Genomic DNA, 17,329 nt, shown 5'->3' on the forward strand with positions numbered 1-17,329 from the left:
GTCCATGGGACCTATCGCCTACGACGCGACACTCTGGGACGAGCCGACCACCGGCATCGGCCTGTACACCCGTTGCCTGGCCTCCGCCTTGGAGTCCCTGGGCGTGCGCCTCACCCGCGTGGGGGCGAACGTCTCTGGTGAGGCGCCTCGTGCGAAGGCGGGTCGCACGGCCTGGACGCTCGCGAGGCTGCCTCGCGTGCTCCAGTCCACGGGCGTGCCGCTGTACCACGCGCACGGCAACTTCAACCTGCCGCTCATCCGCGCGCCCGGCATGAAGTACGTGCTGACGGTGCATGACGTCATCCCGCTGCTGATGCCGGAGACGGTGTCCACCGCGTTCCGCTGGCAGTTCCGCCTGTGGCTGTCGCGCAGCCTGTTGGTGGCGGACCAGGTGGTGTGCGTGAGCGAGCGCACCCGGCAGGACCTGCTGGCGCTCCATCCGGAGGTCGAGCCGCGCACGGTGGTGGTGCCCAATGGCGTGGACCACGTCCATGCGCCGGAGCTGGACGCCACCAGCAGGGACTTCCTGCGCGCGCTCGCGCTGCCGAAGGACTACGTGCTCTACGCCGGCTCGCTCGACGTCCGGAAGAACGTGGACCTGGTGCTGGATGCGCTGGAGCGGCTCCGGCTGCGAGGGCGTCCCGTGTCGCTTGTGCTCGCGGGGCAGAGCTGGTTCGGCGCCGGGCGCGTGGAGTCGCGCATCTCCCGGCTGCGCTCCGAAGGGTACGAGGTGCGCTCGCTCGGCTATCAGTCCGACGCCGTGTTCTACGAGCTGATGCGCCGCGCGGCGGTGTTCGTGTTTCCATCGCGCTACGAGGGCTTCGGCCTGCCACCGCTGGAGGCGATGCGGCTGGGGACGCCCACCATCGTCTCCAACGCGGGCTCGCTCCCGGAGGTCTGCGGTGATGCGGCGCTGAGGGTCCGGCCCGATGACGCGAACGGGCTCGCGCGGGCCCTGGAGCGGCTGCTGCACTCGCCGGACGAGCGGCGGACGCTGGCCGAGCAGGGCAAGGCGCAGGCCGCGAAGTTCACCTGGAAGCGAACCGCCGAGGGCACCTTGGCGGCTTACGAGGCCGCGCTGCGGCGATAAGGAGACGTATGCGAAAGCGCGTGTGGAGTGGATTCGTGCTGTGCGGGCTGCTCGTGGGCTGCGCGAGCCGTCAGGACACGGGCCCTGCGCCCATGGAAGCCCCGTCCGCGAGCGCTGGCGACGCGCAGGTTTCCGGCGAGGCGCCGTCCTCCGACGCGCAGGCTCCCGTGGAAGCTCCGCCCGCCGAGGCGAAGCCCGTCGAGTCTGCGTCGGAGGAGGCGCCGCCCACGAAGGACGACACGTCGCCGGGCGCCCTGCTGCCGCTGGTGGTGACGAAGTCGCCGGAGCAGAAGGACTCCATCGGCATCTATTCGATGCGCGTCGAGGGCCCCGTCCTGACGCTGGGGGTGTCGCATGGCGGTGGCTGCGCCGAGCACACGTACTCGCTCGAGTGGGACGGGATGCTCCAGCAGGGGGTGGACGGCACGCCGGTGGCGAACCTGGTGCTGGTGCATGACGCGCACGGCGACAGGTGCAAGGCGATGCTGCGGGCGCGGCCTCGCTTCGACCTGTCCTCCGTCTCGAAGCGCTTTGGCGCGCAGTTCGGCAAGGCGTCGGGCGCGGTGAACCTGGTCATCCAAGACCAGGCTCCCGTGCGTTACGTTTTCTAAGGCGCGCGTTCCGCCAGCAGGTCCTCGCGCAGCTTCGTGAGCACCTTGCCCAGCAGGTTGAGCCCTCGCCATGTGGCGGGGTTCTGGATGCGTGGGTCCTCTTCACTCAGGCCCACGCCCCAGATGCGGTCCATGGGGCTGGCTTCCACCAGCTCCGTCCCAGCGGTGGCCAGGAGCGCCTCCAGCAGGGCGGGGTTCTGCGTGAACTTCGCGCGGTTGCCTTCGTAGACGATCTGCTCGCGCGCCTGTTCCCACTTCGCTGCGTCGAAGTGACGGACCTTGCGGCCCAGCGCCTTGTGCGTCTTGGGAGATTCCGAGGCGAGGATTTTCGCCAGGACCTCCGTGTCTCCAAAGAGGCGCGCCTTCCCCGCCATCATGTACTGCTCCGCGCAGACGTAGCGCGCGCCGTCCACCTCGAAGGCGGAGCGGTGCCACTGCGAGAAGGGAGACTGGTCCCTCCAGAAGAAGGTGAAGCGTTTCGAGTGGGCGCCGCTCATGTGATGCCTCCGAAAGGATGGTGTTGAGGATACACTAACGATGGCGGCGCGCATCCCTGACAAGCGCCGTACAATGTCGGGACGTCGTCTTCTGCGGCGCTCCTCTCATGACACTGACCGACGCACAGGGCTTGCTGGAACGCTGCTTCACGGGGGTGGAGGAAGGGGCTCCCAGGCTCCGCGAGCAGGAGGACGCGCGCTTCGCGCTCCGTCCGAGCGCGGTGTGGCTGGAGTACCGCTGGTACATCCAGGCGCACGGCATGGCGGAGGTGTTCCTCAAGTGGGGCCGCGTTTCCGCCGAACAGAGTCCCACGGCCGAGGCCACGGTGCTTCGCGTCCACCTGCTGGGCGCCTCCCCCGTGCTCGCCGAGCGAGCACATCGGCTGCTCGAAGGGGGAACGCCCTCGAAGGACCCCATGCTGGACCTCGTCGGAGACGACGGCTTGCGCCGGGAGTGCGCCGCCTTCGGTCGGACGCGCGTGACGGTGGAGCACTGGGACTCACCGTTGGGGCCTCGCCCCCTGTTGGACGAGGCGCGCTTCAACGCGCTCGCGGCGGTGTTGGCGTCGCCGGACTCCACGCCCGAGGCGCGTCATGAAGCGGTGCAGCGCCTGGCGGACGAGCGAAGCCCGCGGGTGTCGGCGGTGCTGCTCGCGCTGGTGGAGCGCAAGCCGTCGTTGATGGCGCTGAGGGTGTTGTCGGAGTGGGGCGTCGTCGAAGCGCGCGAGGCGCTTCATCGGGATGTGTCCCAGGTGGCGCCCGACAATCCCGCGGACCTGTGGGCGCTCACCGCGTTGGACCGGCGGCTCCAGGCCTGGGCGACCCTGCGTGGCGCGGGGGGCGGCTGACTCACGCCCCCCGGCAGAAGAGGGTGCCGCGGTTCAGGCCGCGCCAGGCACGCGAGGGCCGAGCACGTCACGCAGCGCGTCCGTGACGGTCAGCTTCGGTGCCCAGCCCAGCGCCTTCAGCTTGTCGGGCGCGCCGACGAGGCTGGGGATGTCGGAGGGCCGCAGGCGCGCCGGGTCCAGCTCGATGCGCGCGTTGACGCCCGCCAGGGACAGCATCTCCTCCAGCAGGCTCCGGATGGTGCGTCCCTCGCCGCTGGCGATGTTGTACGCCTGCCCCGGCTCACCCTTGTCGAGCAGCAGCCGGTACGCCTCCACCACGTCGCGGACGTGGGAGAAGTCGCGCACCGCGTCCAGGTTGCCGGTGCGCAGCACCGGATCCACCGTGCCCAGTCCGATGGCGCGAATCTGCGCGGCGAACGAAGGCACCACGAAGGTGGGGTCCTGTCCGGCGCCCAGGTGGTTGAAGGGCCGGGCCATGATGACTTCCTGCCCGTAGCTGCGGTGGAACTGCACCGCGGCCAGCTCCGCCGCGGACTTGGAGGCCGCGTAGGGGCTCAGCGGCACCGGCGGGGTGTCCTCGGTGGCGCGCGTGCCCTCGGGCACCGGGCCGTACACCTCACCCGAGCCCACCAGCACGACGCGCGTCTTGGGGACGCTCTCGCGCACGGCGGTGAGCAGGTGCACCACACCCATGGTGTTCACCGCGAACACCCGCGAGGGGTTGTGGTGGCTCTTCGCGACCGAGCTGAAGCCCGCGAGGTGGATGACGCCCTCGGGCTTCGTCTCGGCCACCGCCGCCTTCACCGAGGCCTCGTTGGCCACGTCGAAGTGCAGGGCGTTGCTGTTGATACCTTCCCCGCGCGGCCCGTGGGCCTCCACCACTTCGTCGCCCGCCGCGCGCAGCAGCGCGCACAGATGCCGGCCGACGAAGCCATCCGCTCCCGTGACGAGAATGCGCATCTACCGCTGCCCCGCCTTCACGCGCTCCAGGTCCGCGTCCACCATCATCTCCACCAGCTCCTTGAAGCGGACCTTGGGCTCCCAGCCGAGCTGCGCCTTGGCCTTGGCCGGGTCGCCGATAAGCAGGTCCACCTCGGCGGGCCGCACGAAGGCCGGGTCGATGAAGACGTGCTTCTCGTAGTCCAGCCCCACGCGCGCGAAGGCAATCTCCACCAGCTCCCGCACCGTGTGCGTCTCGTTGGTGGCCACCACGTAGTCCTCGGCCTTCTGCTGCTGGAGCATCCGCCACATGGCGTCCACGTAGTCGCCCGCGAAGCCCCAGTCGCGCTTGGCGTCCAGGTTGCCCATGGGCAGCTTCTCCTGGAGGCCCATCTTGATGCGCGCCACGTTGTACGTGACCTTGCGCGTGACGAACTCCAGGCCCCGGCGCGGCGACTCGTGGTTGAAGAGGATGCCGCTCACCGCGTAGAGGTTGAAGGACTCGCGGTAGTTCACCGTGATGTGGTGGCCGTACGCCTTGGCCACGCCGTACGGGCTGCGCGGGTAGAAGGGCGTGTCCTCCGTCTGGGGGACTTCCAGCACCTTGCCGAACATCTCGCTGGACGACGCCTGGTAGAAGCGCGCCTCCGGGCGGGTGTGGCGGACGGCTTCCAGCATCTTCGTCACGCCCAGCGCGGTGAACTCGCCGGTGAGCACCGGCTGATTCCAGCTCGTGGGGACGAAGGACTGCGCCGCGAGGTTGTAGACCTCGTCCGGCTTCGTCAGGTTCAACAGCGCCGCGAGCGAGAACTGGTCCAGCAGGTCGCCCTGGTGGAGCTGAATCTTCCCGTGCAGGTGCTGGATGCGTTCGAACTTCTCCTCCGACGAGCGGCGCACCATTCCGTGCACCTCGTAGCCCTTCGAAAGGAGCAGCTCCGCGAGGTAGCTGCCGTCCTGTCCCGTGATGCCGGTGATGAGTGCGCGCTTGGTCGCCATGGTCGTTTTCTGTGTTGGCTGGAAGACGCACTTTCTAGCCGACGCTGTCGCCTGTCGCCAACCGTTCCCGGTGCCTTCCTACTTGAAAGCCTTTGCTCCCGTGCCAAGTTAGGGAGTCCCAAGCGCTCAACCTGGAGGCGGTCATGCGCAACCCAACCCCCCTCGCCCTGGCGGCTTTGCTCCTGGGCACTCCGGTGTCCGCGCAGGTCGCGGTGGCCCCGACGTCGCAGTCCACGCCCGACCCGTCCATCACCGGCGGGGTGCTTCAGGACGTGGCCCTCTGGGTGAGTCCTGGCGCACCTGCCAGCAGCCTGTTCCTCACGGCCTACAGCAACGCCAACGGGGGACTGGCCACGTTCGGCCTTCGGGGCGAGCCGCTGGATTCGGAGACGGCGGACGGCCCGATGACGGCCGTGGCCGTGCGGGATGGCTTCCGGGTGTCGGGCATCCAGCAGACGTTGGCGGTGGCGGCCAGCGTCATCTCCAGCGGCCTGGTGGCCTACACGGTGGACCCGGACCGGGCGGACCGGGTGGAGCGCCTCGGAGGCGCCGGGGCCTTCGTCACGGGCGCGCAGTTCTCCGCTGTGGCGCTCTATCAGAGCCGGGACTCGGGCCAGTTCTTCGTGTTCGCGGGGACGCCGACGGGGGTCCTCCAACAGTACCAACTCGCGGCCGACGAGGGGAACGTGACGGCCACCCTGGTGCGGACCCTCACCACGACGGGGCCCATCGTCGGCCTGGCGGTGGACGAGGACACCGACTCCTTGTTCGTCACCCAGCAGGGGCAGGGCTTGTGGCGCTACGGGGCGGCCGCGGACGCGGACCTCACGGGCCAGCAGCTCGCCGTGCAGGGCACGGGCGGCCTCTCCAGCAACGTGGGCCGGGTCGCCGTGTACCGGGCTCGCAACGGCGAGGGGTACATCCTGGTCGCGGACCCCGGCGCGGACGCGTTCGCCGTCTACGAGCGGCGCGCGCGGACCTTCGTGGGCTCGTTCCGGTTGGCGGATGACGATGGGGGTGTCATCCAGGCGAACGACCCCGTGGCCCTGGCCGTCACGTCGGCTTCGCTGGACACGGCCTTCCCCAATGGCGTGTTCGCTGGCAGCGACGCGCTCGCCAACCCACAGAACCTGAAGTTCGCCTCCTGGGCCGCGGTGGCCGAGGCGTTCGACCCCGCGCTGCGCATCGACACCCGCTTCGACTCGGACGGCGGGACGGACGGGGGCACGGATGGCGGCTCGGGGGATGACGGAGGCATCAATGGGGGGCCGGGGCCTGCGCCCGGACCCGGCGGGCAACTCCCCGAGGACTCCGGCTGCTCGTGTGCTTCGGCCTCGGTGCCCTCCACGGCGCTCCTGGCCTTGATTGCGCTGGTGCGCTTGGGCCGCCGCCGGCGCGGTTGATGCGCGTTGCCAGCGGGCGCGCGCCGCGCTGAAGTGCGCGCCCGCATGCGTTCCTCTCGAATCTTCGTCCTCGCGCTGGCGTGCGGGGCCGCCGCCTGTGCCGGTTCTTCGCCTCGTCCGGCGCCCGCGCCCGCGGAGCCCGTCCGCATCACCCTGGTGGGCATCAACGACTTCCACGGGCAGGTGGAGCCCCACCGCACGCCGTTGAAGGACGGACAGGTGGTGGAGGAGGGGGGCGCGGCGACGCTCTCGGCCTACGTGGCGCGCCTGCGCGCGGACAACCCGGACGGTGTGGTGCTGGTGGACGCCGGCGACATCTTCCAGGGCACGTTGCCCTCCAACCTCACGGAGGGAGCCGTCGTCATCGACGTGTACAACCACCTGGGGGTGGCCGCCGCCGCCATTGGCAACCACGAGTTCGACTATGGCCCCGAGGGCCCGGGCTCCATGGCCCTCCGGCCCGGCGAGGATGGCCTGGGCGCGCTCAAGGCCCGCATCCGTCAGGCCCGCTTCCCGCTGGTGTCCGCCAACCTTCGCGAGGCCGCCACGGGCAAGGCCCCCGCGTGGACGGGCAACGACGGCACGTTGTTGATGGCGGTGAAGGGCGTGAAGGTGGGGGTGCTCGGGCTCACCACGGAGTCCACGCCCAATGTGACGAACCCCGCCAACGTGGCCTCGCTGCGCTTCCTGCCCCTGGCGCCCTCGGCCCTGGAGGCGTCCCGCTCCCTGCGCGCGCGGGGGCCGAGGTGGTGGTGGTGGTGGCGCACGCGGGCGGCAAGTGCGCGGACCTGAGCAATCCCCGCGACACCTCGAGCTGCGCGCGAGGAGACGCGGAGATTCTCGACATGCTGGACGCGCTCCCCCCTGGGACGGTGGACGCCGTGGTGGCGGGGCACACGCACCAGACCATGGGGCACTTCTTCGGAGACGTGCCTGTCATCGAGACGACAGGGCAGGCGCGCTCCCTGGGCGTGGTGGAGTTGTACGTGGACCCGGAGCGCCGCCGCGTCATCCCCGGGCGCACCCGCATCCAGGCCGCCATCCCCCTGTGTGCGAAGGTGGACGCCGCGTCCGGCACCTGTGACGGCAGACGCCTGAAGGAGCAGCCCGAGGTGCGGCTCGTGCCCGCCTCCTTCATGGGCGCGCAGGTGACGCCGGACGCGCAGGTGGCGCCGTTGCTCGTCTCGGCACTGGAGCTGGCGCGCGAGGCGCAGCACCGTCCGGTGGGGCTGGTGGCGCCCGTTCCGCTGGCCCGCGGCTACACGGCGGAGGGGGCGTTGGGCAATCTCGTGGCGGACGTGTTGCGTGCGTCGGCCCAGGCGGACGTGGGGGTGATGAACCCGGGCGGCATTCGCGCGGACCTTCCGGCGGGGGCGCTGACGTTCGGCCAGGTGTTCGAGGCGCTGCCCTTCGACAACACGCTCGCCGTCGTCACGCTGACGGGGACCGAACTGACGCGGCTGATGGCGCTGGCCCACGCCAACGACAGGGGCTCCGTCTTCGCCGTCTCCGGGTTGGAGTTGACGCTGAATCGCTGCCCGGGGCCGCAGCGGCTCCAGACGGTGACGCTGACGGGAGGCACGCCGCTGGCGTCCGAGCGCCTCTACCGCGTGGCCCTGCCGGACTTCCTCGCGCGAGGCGGCGACGGCCTGGGCCCCGTCACAGACAGCCTGCCGCCAGAGCGCGTGGACCTGGCCCCGGTGAAGGGGCTCGATTTGCGCGAGGCGCTGCTGGCCTACGGGAAAGCCCAGGGAGGCACGCTCAACGCTCCCGCGCTGGGGCGCGTTCGCTACATGGGTGTAGCAGAGTGTCCCCAGAAGGAGCGCTGAGAGGGCCTCGGGCTGAAAATTCAACCGGGGGCTGATCCGCTGGGATTGAACAGGAGACCTCCCTTCGGCGGAAGGACACTGAAATCGCTCCGGGGGCCGATTTTTCGGCCTGGGATCAGTTTTCAACGGAGGGCGGAGGTCCTACTCTAGTCCTTGCGAGTGTTCGCTCCGAGGTGGCCCTGGGCCTGCGTGTGCGGACTCCCGTGAGCTGGAGGAACCGACATGCTCTACAAAGTGACCCCGATGATGGCGCCGCCTGCGCCTGACAAGGCGAAGCAGCGTGAACCGGGGCAGGGCCAGCCGCGCAAGCGTCGCAAGTCCGCCGTCTACGACGCGGACGGTCACGAGGTGCTCATCTCGTTGATGTGCATCAAGTGCAAGACGCTCAAGCCGCTGGCTCAGTTCGGACTGCGGAAGATGGCGGATGGCGCCATCCGGAACCAGCCCTGGTGCCGCACGTGCCGCTCGGGCGCGGGCACCAAGAAGCCCAAGGCCACCAAGGAAACCGCGGCGACGCCGGTGACCGAAGCGGCCCCCGTGCTTCAGGTGGTGACGGACACCGCCGCGCGGTCCGAGCCGGCGGAAGTGCCCGCCGAGCCCGTCGCCGCCGTGCAGGGCTGATCCACCGCGACGCCCAGCGCCCGACGCGCCGGACCTCTACAGGGCCGGCATGGGCGGGAGCATTTCCCAGAGGCCGTTCTCACGCCATCCGGCGACGCCCGATGTGACGAGCGTCCGGAGTGGTGCGGCGGTCGGTGCGTCTTGCTCCTGGGCTGACATGTGACGGGAGCAGGGCTGACCGTCCGTTCGCGCGCGAACCGGCGGCGGGCGCGCGGGGCTGCCTGTCGTGCAGGTGCCCCGGCGCGTGGCGCGGGTCAGGACAGGCGGAGACCCGCGGGGAGCGTGTCACCCAGCGCGCGCGCCTCGTCGGCGGCCTCCAGGGCCACGACTTCTCGCACCATCCGTACCCACGTCTCGGGAGCCTTCGCCGCGACCAGGGCCTGGGCGGTGCGCTCGCGCAGCTCGGGGCCCAAGTCCCGCGTGCGGTCCCCGGTGAGACGGGCGAGCTGCGCCGCCGCGAAGGACGCGCCGTCAATCTTCCGCAGGTCCAGCTCCAGCAGCAGCGTGAGCCATGCCTCGGCCGTGTCCACGTCCACCACCTTGTGGCTGCTGCCATACAGCGGCACGCGCGCGCCCAACCGGCCCAGGGACCAGGCCCAGGGGCCACCGGACTTCGCCTCGGCCTTCAGCCGCGCGGCAATCCACCGGCCCAGCTCCGCCTTGTCGCCCGGCGCCAGGTGCTCCAGTGACGCCGCGGTGCGGACCATCTCCTCCAGGCCCTCCGGCTGGATGCCCTTGAGCTTCCCCGGCGGCGGCGCGTCCGGCGGCACCTTCCGCGCGAGGTGGGGCTGGAGGTACGCGTACAGCTTCTGCTGCCGGGCCTCGTCGAGCCCGCCGGCGATGCGGCGCCACATCACCCAGAACTCCGTCCACACCGCCTTGTCCGTGTGGTGCTGCACCAGCGCCTCGAAGAGGCTGAAGGTCTGCTCCGCGCGCCAGCCATCCAGCGGGTAGCCGAAGCCAGGGCGCAAGCTGAAGCCGGTGAGGCTGTAGAAGACGCGCTCGTGGTCGTCGGTGCGCCGGCGCTTGCTGGCGCCCGCGAAGAGGGTGCTCCACATCTCCCGCAGCACCGGCACGCGCCACGTCTCGCGAGGCCCCAGGGCCTTCTCCAACGTGCGCCCGAGCTGCTTCACGTCCTTGGGGCCAATGGGCAGCGGCTTGTTGCCGTAGACGCGCTCGATGTTGTCCTTCGCCTCGACGAAGCGCGCGGGCATGGACTCGGTGACGGTCAGCTCGTGTGAGCCGCCGGTGCCGCGCAGCTCGAACTCCAGGCGCCACCGCTCGTCCGCGACGTTGGAGACGCAGTACAGCTCCAGCGTGCCAATCTCCGTCAGCGCGGCCTGGAGGTGCACGGGGACTTCGGCCACTTTGCCGGCGGCCCCCTTGAGCAGCGTGTGGATGGGCGGCAGGGACTTGAGGTCCTCCGCCAGCGGCACCAGGTCGCCCGGCTTGTCGATGCGGTCGCTGGTGGTGGAGTAGAGCTGGAACTGCACGGGGCGCCCCAGCGTGAGCGAGAAGGGACGCTCGCCCAGGTCCACCTTCTGGCCTTCCTCGAAGCCGCGAGGGATGAGGCACAGCGCGGGCTGCTCGGCGCTGTCCGCCGCGCGCTGGAGGCCCACGTAGTACGCCCGCGCGGCGCCGCCGCCAATGCGCAGGCCGTGGCCCCGGCGCACCAGTCCGTAGTACGCGGCGCCCCGGGCCACCGCGAGCTCCAGCGACTCATGCCGCAGCAGCGGGATGCGCGGCGCGTCTGGCCACCACGCGGAGAGGGCCTCCACCAGCCGCTCGGAAATCTGGGGCGAGTTGAACACGCCGCCGTTGAGCAGGATCGCGTCGGGGCGGGGCAGGGCCCCTTCGGAAGGCGCAGTCTCACCGAGGGCCGCGAAGCCCGCCGCCGCATGCTGCGCGAGGAACGCCGCCAGGTGCCGCGTCACCGCCGCGTCCTGCACGTACGGAAGACCCAGCTCCTGGAGCGCCATGCGCGCGGCGCGGCGCGGCCTGTCCGAGGGCGAGGAGGACGGGAAGAAGCCGTCCAGCACCAGGGCCTGTGCCTCGTCGCGCGACAGCTCCGTGGACAGCGTGCCACCCAACAGCTTGCTGCCGCCGCCCACCAGTGAGACGCCGTGCTTCTCCGGCGGCGCGTGGCCCAGCAGGGCCTCCTTCGCGGTGCGCGCGGCCTGGATGGCCTGCGTCCACTGCGTGGCGGACAGGCGGCGGCCGTCGGTGAGGAGCTTCTCTTCCACCCGGCGCGCCAGCGCGGCGTCCATGTTGTCGCCGCCCAGCATCAGGTGGTCGCCCACGGCGAGTCGCCGCAGCATGGGGCCTTCCGGGGACACGCCCGCGTGCACCAGCGTGAAGTCGGTGGTGCCGCCGCCCACGTCCACCACCAGCACCAGCCGGACCTTCGAGAGCGTCTGCTCCAGGTCCGAGCGGTGGCGCGCGGTGTAGTCGTAGAAGGCCGCCTGCGGCTCCTCCAGCAGGGTGAACTTCTCCAGCCCGGCCTTGCGCGCGGCGCTGACGGTGAGGGCGCGGGCCGCCTCGTCGAAGGACGCGGGGACGGTGATCACCACCTCCTGCTTCGACAGGGGCGCGTCCGGGTGGGCGTAATCCCACGCGCGGGCCATGTGCGTCAGCAGCAGGGCGCTGGCGTCCACCGGGGACAGCTTCTGGACGTCGGCGGGCGCGCCCCAGGGGAGGATGGGCGCGGAGCGGTCCACGCCCGGGTGGCACAGCCAGCTCTTGGCGCTGGCCACCAGCCGCCCCGGCACGCGCGCGCCCTGCCAGCGGGCCAGCTCGCCCACCACCCACGGGCCGCCGTCATCACCCCAGGGCAGGGTGAGTGAGTCGGCGGCCAGCTCGTGGCCGGCGGGCACGTACACGGTGGAGGGCAGCAGCGCCCGGGGGGCCACCTCGCCCTGCCGGACGAGCTGCGGAAGGGGGAAGTCCTCGACGGCGGCACCCGCGCCCCGCGAGGGGTCCACGGATGCCACGGCGCAATGGGTGGTGCCCAGGTCGATGCCAACGATACGCATACGCCTCCGATTGACGGATGGCTTTCTACTCCTTCATGCGGACGTTGAGCTCCAGCTTCCACCGCCCGGGGCCATCCTTCTCCAGGCACCGGAGCTCCAGCGTGCCCACCTCGGTGACGGCCGCCTGGAGATTCACCGGCGTCAAGTCACTGAAGGCCGAGGGCTGTCCCGGCATGGTCGTCTCGATGGGGGCCAGCTCCTCCAGCCCTCCGCCGGCCAGCTCCGAGTCCACGTCCTCCAGCATGACGCCCACCTTGTCGTCGCGCCGCAGGGACGAGGAGAAGAAGCGGAAGCTGGTGGGCTCACCGGTGACGAGCCCGAACTCCTGGGGCGGGACATCCGCCTGCGTGCCTTCCTCCATGCCGAAGGGGGCCACGCAGAGCGCCTTCACGGGCGGCTCCATGCCGGGCACCGCGGGCATCGCCGTCTCCACGCCCACGTAGTAGGCGCGGGCCGTGCCGCCGCGAATGCGCAGGCCGTGCCCCTGACGCACCCAACCGTAGTAGGCGGCGCCGCGCGCCACCGCGAGGTCCAGGTCCGCGCCCTCCAGCTCCTTGGCTGGCGCGCCACCGTCGGCGCTGAGCCAGCCGTTGAGCACCTCCATGACACGCGCCTTCAGCGGACCGGCCTTGAAGACGCCCCCGTTGAAGAGCACCGCCGTGGGGTGGAGGAAGGCCTTGCCGCTCACGTCCACCGGCGCGTCCGAGCTGGCCGCGAGCGCCTGCGCCTGCCGCGTGAGGAAGGCCGCCAGGTGCCGGGACACACCCGCGTCCTGCGCGTAGGGCAGCGCCATCTGCGCCAGGCCCGTGCGGCGCGCGGTGCGCGGCAGCTCGCTGACGGGCGTCACCGGGAAGAAGCCGTCCGTGAGGACGCGGTCCAGCTCCTCGCGCGTCAGCTCCGTGCGCAGGGTGCCGCCGATGAGGGACGAGCCCCGGCCCGGAATCGAGATGGGGGAGCGCTCCAGGGCGGGGTCGGCGTAGAGCGACTCCTTCGCCTGGCGGCAGCCGTAGGTGAGGGCGTTGAACTGCCACGCGTCCAGCTTCTTGCCCTCGGCCGTCATCCGCTGGTTCAGCGTGTGCGCCAGCGCCAGGTCCATGTTGTCGCCGCCCAGCAGGATGTGGTCGCCCACGGCCACGCGCAGCAGCTCCAGGTCCCCTTCGTTGTCCCGCACGGTGATGACGGAGAAGTCGGAGGTGCCGCCGCCCACGTCCACCACGAGGATGACCTCGCCAGGCTGCACCTGCTTGCGGAAGTTCTCCCCCATGGCCTCCAGCCACGCGTAGAGCGCGGCCTGGGGCTCCTCCAACAAGGTGATGTTGGGGATGCCCGCCGCCTTGGCGGCCTCCAGCGTCAAGTCTCTCGCCGCCGCGTCGAAGGAGGCGGGAACGGTGACGATGACGTCCTGGTCGGCCAGGGCGTTGGCGGACTCGTCGCGCTCCCGGGCGAAGGTGTAGTCCCACGCCTCCTTCAGGTGCCGGAGGTAGCGCGCGGACGCGTCCAGCGGTGACACCCGCTGCACCTCCTCGGGGGCCTGCCACGGCAGGAGCGCCGCGCGCCGGTCCACGCCCGGGTGGGACAGCCAGCTCTTGGCGGAGGACACCAGCCGGGTGGGCACCTTGGCGCCGTGCGTGCGGGCGAACTCACCCAGCAAGGTGCTGGCCTCCGGCTTCCACGGCAGCGCGAGGCTGCCGGCGGGGAACTCCTGCGACGAGGGCAGGTAGAGGAAGGAGGGGAGCAGCGGACGGGCCTCGACGGTGCCGGGCGCGGTCAACTGGGGGACGGGCAGCATGGACTGCGCGCCGCCTCGGGGCTTGCCCTCCTCCAGGTTGAAGTAGGACACGGCGGAGTGCGTGGTGCCCAGGTCGATGCCAATGGAATAGCGGGCCATATCGGACGAAAACTCCTGGAAGGCGCCTGTTTGTTCGCGCGGTGGAGCCGTGACGGCGGGCTCAGGAAAGCTCGACCTCCGCGGGGGCAAGCACGCGCGGGTCGATGGCGGGGCTGACGGTGGGCAGCTTCACCGCCGTGGTCATCCAACCGTGGTGGCGCAGGACGCCGTTGAAGGGCGGCTGACCCGCCACGTTCCCGGTGAGGCGGATGCGCTGGGCGTCGAACCCGGCCGGGACGGGCACCGCGTCCCCTTCGTTCTGGGGCAGCACCCGCTCCAGCGTCAGGTACGTCTGCGCCACCTTGCGGCAGCCCTCATGGACGATGCGCGCCGCGGCGCCCACTTCTGCGTCGGAGAAGGCGGAGACGTTCTCCTGGAGAAAGTCCACGAAGCGGCCCTCGCGCTGGAGCATGCCCAGCAGGGAAAGCGCGCTGGCGTGCTCTCGCTCGGGCGGCAGGGCGGCGGGCGGTGCGACCGGCCGGGGGGCGGGGCGCACTTCCTCCGGCTGGGGGGATGGGGTGGGGGCAGGGCCACCGGAAGGGAGCTGGGCGAGCTGACCCGCGTCGTACGCCTTGCTCGCGGGCAGCACGGCCTGGGCGAACTCGCGGGACAGGAGGCAGCGCCAGAAGCACAGCCAGGCAAGCCAGAAGCGGGCGAAGAACGACAGTGAGGCGGGCTGGTCGGTCATCGGCTCCGGATAACAAAGCCCGGATGCTTTGCAATTCGGCAGTTCGCCGGGAGCCCGCAAATGCAAAGGGCCTCACGGTTTCCCGTGAGGCCCTTCGTTTGCTGCATGGTGGAGGTGGACGGGATCGAACCGACGACCTTCGCATTGCGAACGCGACGCTCTCCCAACTGAGCTACACCCCCATAAACGGTACTGCCACTGCCTGCTGCGCCTTCGCGGTTTGGGGCCGCCGAAGTGGGATGGGCTAGTACCGGAGGCCCTTCACGGTGTCAAGCGCAAGCTTCCAACATGGATTCCGGCGATTGACGTGCTGCGTACCGGGTGCCATAAAAACCCCTCTTGTCAGGCGTATCCTTCCCGCCCGTTTCGCAACCCCCCGTTAATGTCTATCTCCCCTTCGAAGACGTTGAGCCCGGCCGAGCTCGCGAAGCTTGAACACGCGTTTGCCTCCGACCCTTCGTCGGCGGCCTACAAGCCCCTCGCTGAGGCGTACCTGAGCATGGGCCGCTTCATGGAGGCGATGGTCGTCTGCAAGAAGGGCGTGAAGGCCCACCCGAATGCGGTGGACCCCCGTCTCCTGCTCGCCCGCGTCTATGCGGAGCAGGGCAAGGACAAGAAGGCGCTGGAAGAAGCGCTCGGGGCTCTTCAGGTCCAGCCGGAGGACAAGGCGGCGCTGCGCATGGCCGGCGCCCTTCAACTGAAGACGGGCGAAGCGGAGCCCGGCAAGGCGAACCTCCTCAAGGCGTACACCGCGGACCCGGGTGACCCGGACACCGTGACGCTGCTCCAGCAGCACAAGATCGAACTGCCCCGGCCCGCCGCGCCGGCGCCCGCCCCCGTGGCGGCGACGCCCGCGGCCCCGGCTCCGTCCGCCACCCAGCAGTCCGCCTCCGCGCTCTCCAGTGTCGCGGCGACGGCCGCGGCGGACGCACCCGCGGCCAGGCCCGCAGCCCCGCAGCCCGCCCGTCCCACGGCCCGCGCCGAAGCACCCCAGGCCAGGCCCGCCGCCCCCCAGGCTCGCCGCCCCCAGGTGGTGGTGGAAGAGGTGGACGAGGACGAGGACGACGAGCCGGTGGCGCGCCGCAAGCCTTCCTCCGGCGGCGCTGGCAGCAAGTTCGTGACGCTGGGCCTGCTGGTGGCCATCCCGCTGTTCGCCATCGGCTATGGCTGGTACTCGGCCAACGCCCGGCAGAAGTCGCGCGAGCTGAAGAAGAGCCTGGATGCGGCCAGCGAGCTGCTCAAGCACGACTCCTTCGACAGCTACAAGAAGGCGGTGGAGGCCGCGGACCAGGCGCTGGAGGTGGACGCCGACTCCGCCGTGGCGCACGGCTACCTCGCCTATGCCTGGGCCATCCGTTGGGGTGAGCACGGCGGTGGCGACGACGCGCGCCGTCAGGCCGAGGAGCACCTGGCCGCGGGCAAGAAGAGCGGCGACCTCAGCTCGCACCTCATCGCGTCCGAGGCGCTCATCCAGACCTACGGCGGCAAGGGCAAGGACGCCCTGGGCCAGCTTGAGGAGAAGGTGAAGGGCCTGGACACGCAGGGGCGCTCCAGCTCGCTGCTGTACCTCACCCTGGGCCTCATCCAGATGAACGCGGGCGACCTGGACCGCGGTCGCGACAGCCTGGACCGCGCGCAGACGCTGTCGCCGGACGACCCGCGCACCTACGCGAGCCTGGGCGCGGTGTACCGCCGCCTGGGCCAGGACGGCGCCGCCTGGCGCAATTACGACTCGGCCCTCCGGTACGAGAAGGACCACCCGGAGTCGCTGCTGGGCCGCTCGCTCCTGATGCTGGAGCAGGACTCGCCCAACTTCGAGCTGGCGCACACCATGCTGAAGAAGCTGCTGGAGTCCGATCCGCCGCCGTCTCCCCGGCAGCTCGCGGCCGCGCACCTGGCCCGCTCGCTGCTGGTCAGCCGCGTGTCGGCGGCCATGGCGGACATGAAGCCGGACCTGCAGCAGAAGCTGGCCGAGGTCACCGCGGTGCCCGTGGAGAAGGAGAAGGCCCGCGCCGAGATGCTCAAGAGCGAGGACACCGGCTTCTCGCTCGACAAGCAGAACCCGGAGCTGCACCTCATCAAGGGCCGCCGCCTGCTGGCGGAGGGCAATTACGACGCGGCCGCCGAGGAGATTCGCAAGGCCATCCGCATGGACGGCTCGCGCGCCCAGTTCTACGTCGAGCTGGCCAAGTCGCTCATGGGCAAGCAGGGCGGCGAGAAGGAAGCCGCGGACGCGCTCCAGACGGCCCTGAAGACCATGGGGGACAGCCCCAAGCTGGTGGTCATGCTGGGCAACGCGTACCGCCGTCAGGGCAAGCTGGATGACGCCCTGTCGCAGTACCAGCGCGCGGTGAAGGACCCCAAGGCGAAGAACCCGGAGGCGCGGCTGGCCATGGGCGCCATCTACCGGGAGCGCTCCGACTGGGCCAAGGCCCAGGAGCAGTTGGAGAAGGCGAGCCAGGAGTTCCTCGGCCAGTCGGACCGCGCCGCCATGGCGCTCACCGAGCTGGGCCGGGTGTTCCAGGGCAAGGGTGACGCGGCGAAGGCGGACGAGACGTACCAGCGCGCCCTCAACGCGGACGAGGCCTACTCGCCCGCCTACTACTTCTACGCCACGCTGCTGGCGCGGGACTCGAAGCAGACCGCCAAGGCGAAGATGCTGGCCCAGGAGTACCTGAAGCGCGACCCCAGCGGCGAGCACGCCTCCGCGGCCCGGTCGCTGTCAGGCGGCTGAGCAGGCCCGGCTCCACCGGAGCGCGGGACAAGCGGGGCTGATGCGCGCGGGCAGTAGAACGCGCGGTCAGCCCCGTTGCCGTGGTTGCTGTCCCCAGCACCCTGACGTTATGCCCCCGGGGGCCAGCCGGGCGTCCGCCACTGGGGGCTCCCT

The 17,329-nt window shown here is 70.9% G+C and carries 12 protein-coding genes, 1 tRNA gene and 1 pseudogene; 7 read left to right on the plus strand and 7 right to left on the minus strand.

Going from position 1 to position 17,329, the window contains the following annotated elements; all coding sequences use genetic code 11:
- The first annotated feature begins 4 nt into the window (after nucleotides 1–4).
- On the plus strand, nucleotides 5–1,090 hold the full coding sequence (locus A176_RS07625) for a glycosyltransferase family 4 protein (protein WP_044889572.1): 1,086 nt from the start codon (nucleotides 5–7) through the stop codon (nucleotides 1,088–1,090).
- An 8-nt stretch (nucleotides 1,091–1,098) separates the two neighbouring features.
- Nucleotides 1,099–1,701 carry a dihydrolipoyllysine-residue succinyltransferase component of 2-oxoglutarate dehydrogenase complex gene (locus A176_RS07630; RefSeq protein WP_002634625.1) on the plus strand — a complete coding sequence of 201 codons (603 nt, stop codon included), beginning with the start codon at nucleotides 1,099–1,101 and terminating at the stop codon, nucleotides 1,699–1,701.
- Here the strand turns inward: A176_RS07630 and A176_RS07635 are convergent.
- Nucleotides 1,698–2,198 (minus strand): NADAR family protein, encoded by a 501-nt coding sequence (locus A176_RS07635; protein WP_002634624.1) that lies wholly within the window; start codon nucleotides 2,196–2,198, stop codon nucleotides 1,698–1,700. The genes A176_RS07630 and A176_RS07635 overlap by 4 nt on opposite strands.
- 107 nt (nucleotides 2,199–2,305) lie before the next feature.
- On the opposite strand from A176_RS07635, the gene A176_RS07640 reads away from it, so the two are divergent.
- On the plus strand, nucleotides 2,306–3,046 hold the full coding sequence (locus tag A176_RS07640; protein ID WP_002634623.1) for a hypothetical protein: 741 nt from the start codon (nucleotides 2,306–2,308) through the stop codon (nucleotides 3,044–3,046).
- Between the two features lie 33 nt (nucleotides 3,047–3,079).
- Here the strand turns inward: A176_RS07640 and A176_RS07645 are convergent, their stop codons facing one another.
- Entirely contained in the window at nucleotides 3,080–4,006 is a 927-nt protein-coding gene (locus A176_RS07645; RefSeq protein WP_002634622.1) for a GDP-mannose 4,6-dehydratase, read from the minus strand.
- A complete protein-coding gene (gmd, locus tag A176_RS07650; protein WP_002634621.1) occupies nucleotides 4,007–4,981 on the minus strand; it encodes a GDP-mannose 4,6-dehydratase in 975 nt (324 codons plus the stop codon).
- A gap of 143 nt (nucleotides 4,982–5,124) precedes the next feature.
- On the opposite strand from gmd, the gene A176_RS07655 reads away from it, so the two are divergent.
- The 3 genes and pseudogenes from A176_RS07655 (at nucleotide 5,125) to A176_RS07665 (ending at nucleotide 8,834) form a co-directional block, all read left to right on the plus strand.
- A complete protein-coding gene (locus A176_RS07655) occupies nucleotides 5,125–6,384 on the plus strand; it encodes a myxosortase-dependent phytase-like phosphatase (RefSeq protein ID WP_002634620.1) in 1,260 nt (419 codons plus the stop codon).
- Nucleotides 6,385–6,429: 45 nt separating this feature from the next.
- A pseudogene (locus A176_RS07660) lies at nucleotides 6,430–8,213 on the plus strand (bifunctional metallophosphatase/5'-nucleotidase).
- 222 nt (nucleotides 8,214–8,435) lie between these two features.
- Entirely contained in the window at nucleotides 8,436–8,834 is a 399-nt protein-coding gene (locus A176_RS07665; protein ID WP_002634618.1) for a hypothetical protein, read from the plus strand.
- Between the two features lie 254 nt (nucleotides 8,835–9,088).
- Here the strand turns inward: A176_RS07665 and A176_RS07670 are convergent, their stop codons facing one another.
- The 4 genes from A176_RS07670 to A176_RS07685 form a co-directional block, all read right to left on the minus strand.
- Entirely contained in the window at nucleotides 9,089–11,866 is a 2,778-nt protein-coding gene (locus tag A176_RS07670) for an Hsp70 family protein (RefSeq protein WP_002634617.1), read from the minus strand.
- A gap of 25 nt (nucleotides 11,867–11,891) precedes the next feature.
- Entirely contained in the window at nucleotides 11,892–13,754 is a 1,863-nt protein-coding gene (locus A176_RS07675) for an Hsp70 family protein (protein ID WP_002634616.1), read from the minus strand.
- Between the two features lie 61 nt (nucleotides 13,755–13,815).
- Entirely contained in the window at nucleotides 13,816–14,442 is a 627-nt protein-coding gene (locus A176_RS07680; RefSeq protein WP_002634615.1) for a DUF2760 domain-containing protein, read from the minus strand.
- A gap of 106 nt (nucleotides 14,443–14,548) precedes the next feature.
- Nucleotides 14,549–14,624: transfer RNA gene (locus A176_RS07685), tRNA-Ala, on the minus strand.
- Nucleotides 14,625–14,824: 200 nt separating this feature from the next.
- Between A176_RS07685 and A176_RS07690 the strand changes: the two genes are divergently transcribed.
- Nucleotides 14,825–17,176: a tetratricopeptide repeat protein gene (locus A176_RS07690; RefSeq protein WP_002634614.1), complete on the plus strand. Its 2,352-nt coding sequence runs from the start codon at nucleotides 14,825–14,827 to the stop codon at nucleotides 17,174–17,176.
- Nucleotides 17,177–17,329: the final 153 nt, after the last annotated feature.

Origin of the sequence: Myxococcus hansupus (assembly GCF_000280925.3) — a bacterium.
GTDB classification, from domain to species: domain Bacteria; phylum Myxococcota; class Myxococcia; order Myxococcales; family Myxococcaceae; genus Myxococcus; species Myxococcus hansupus.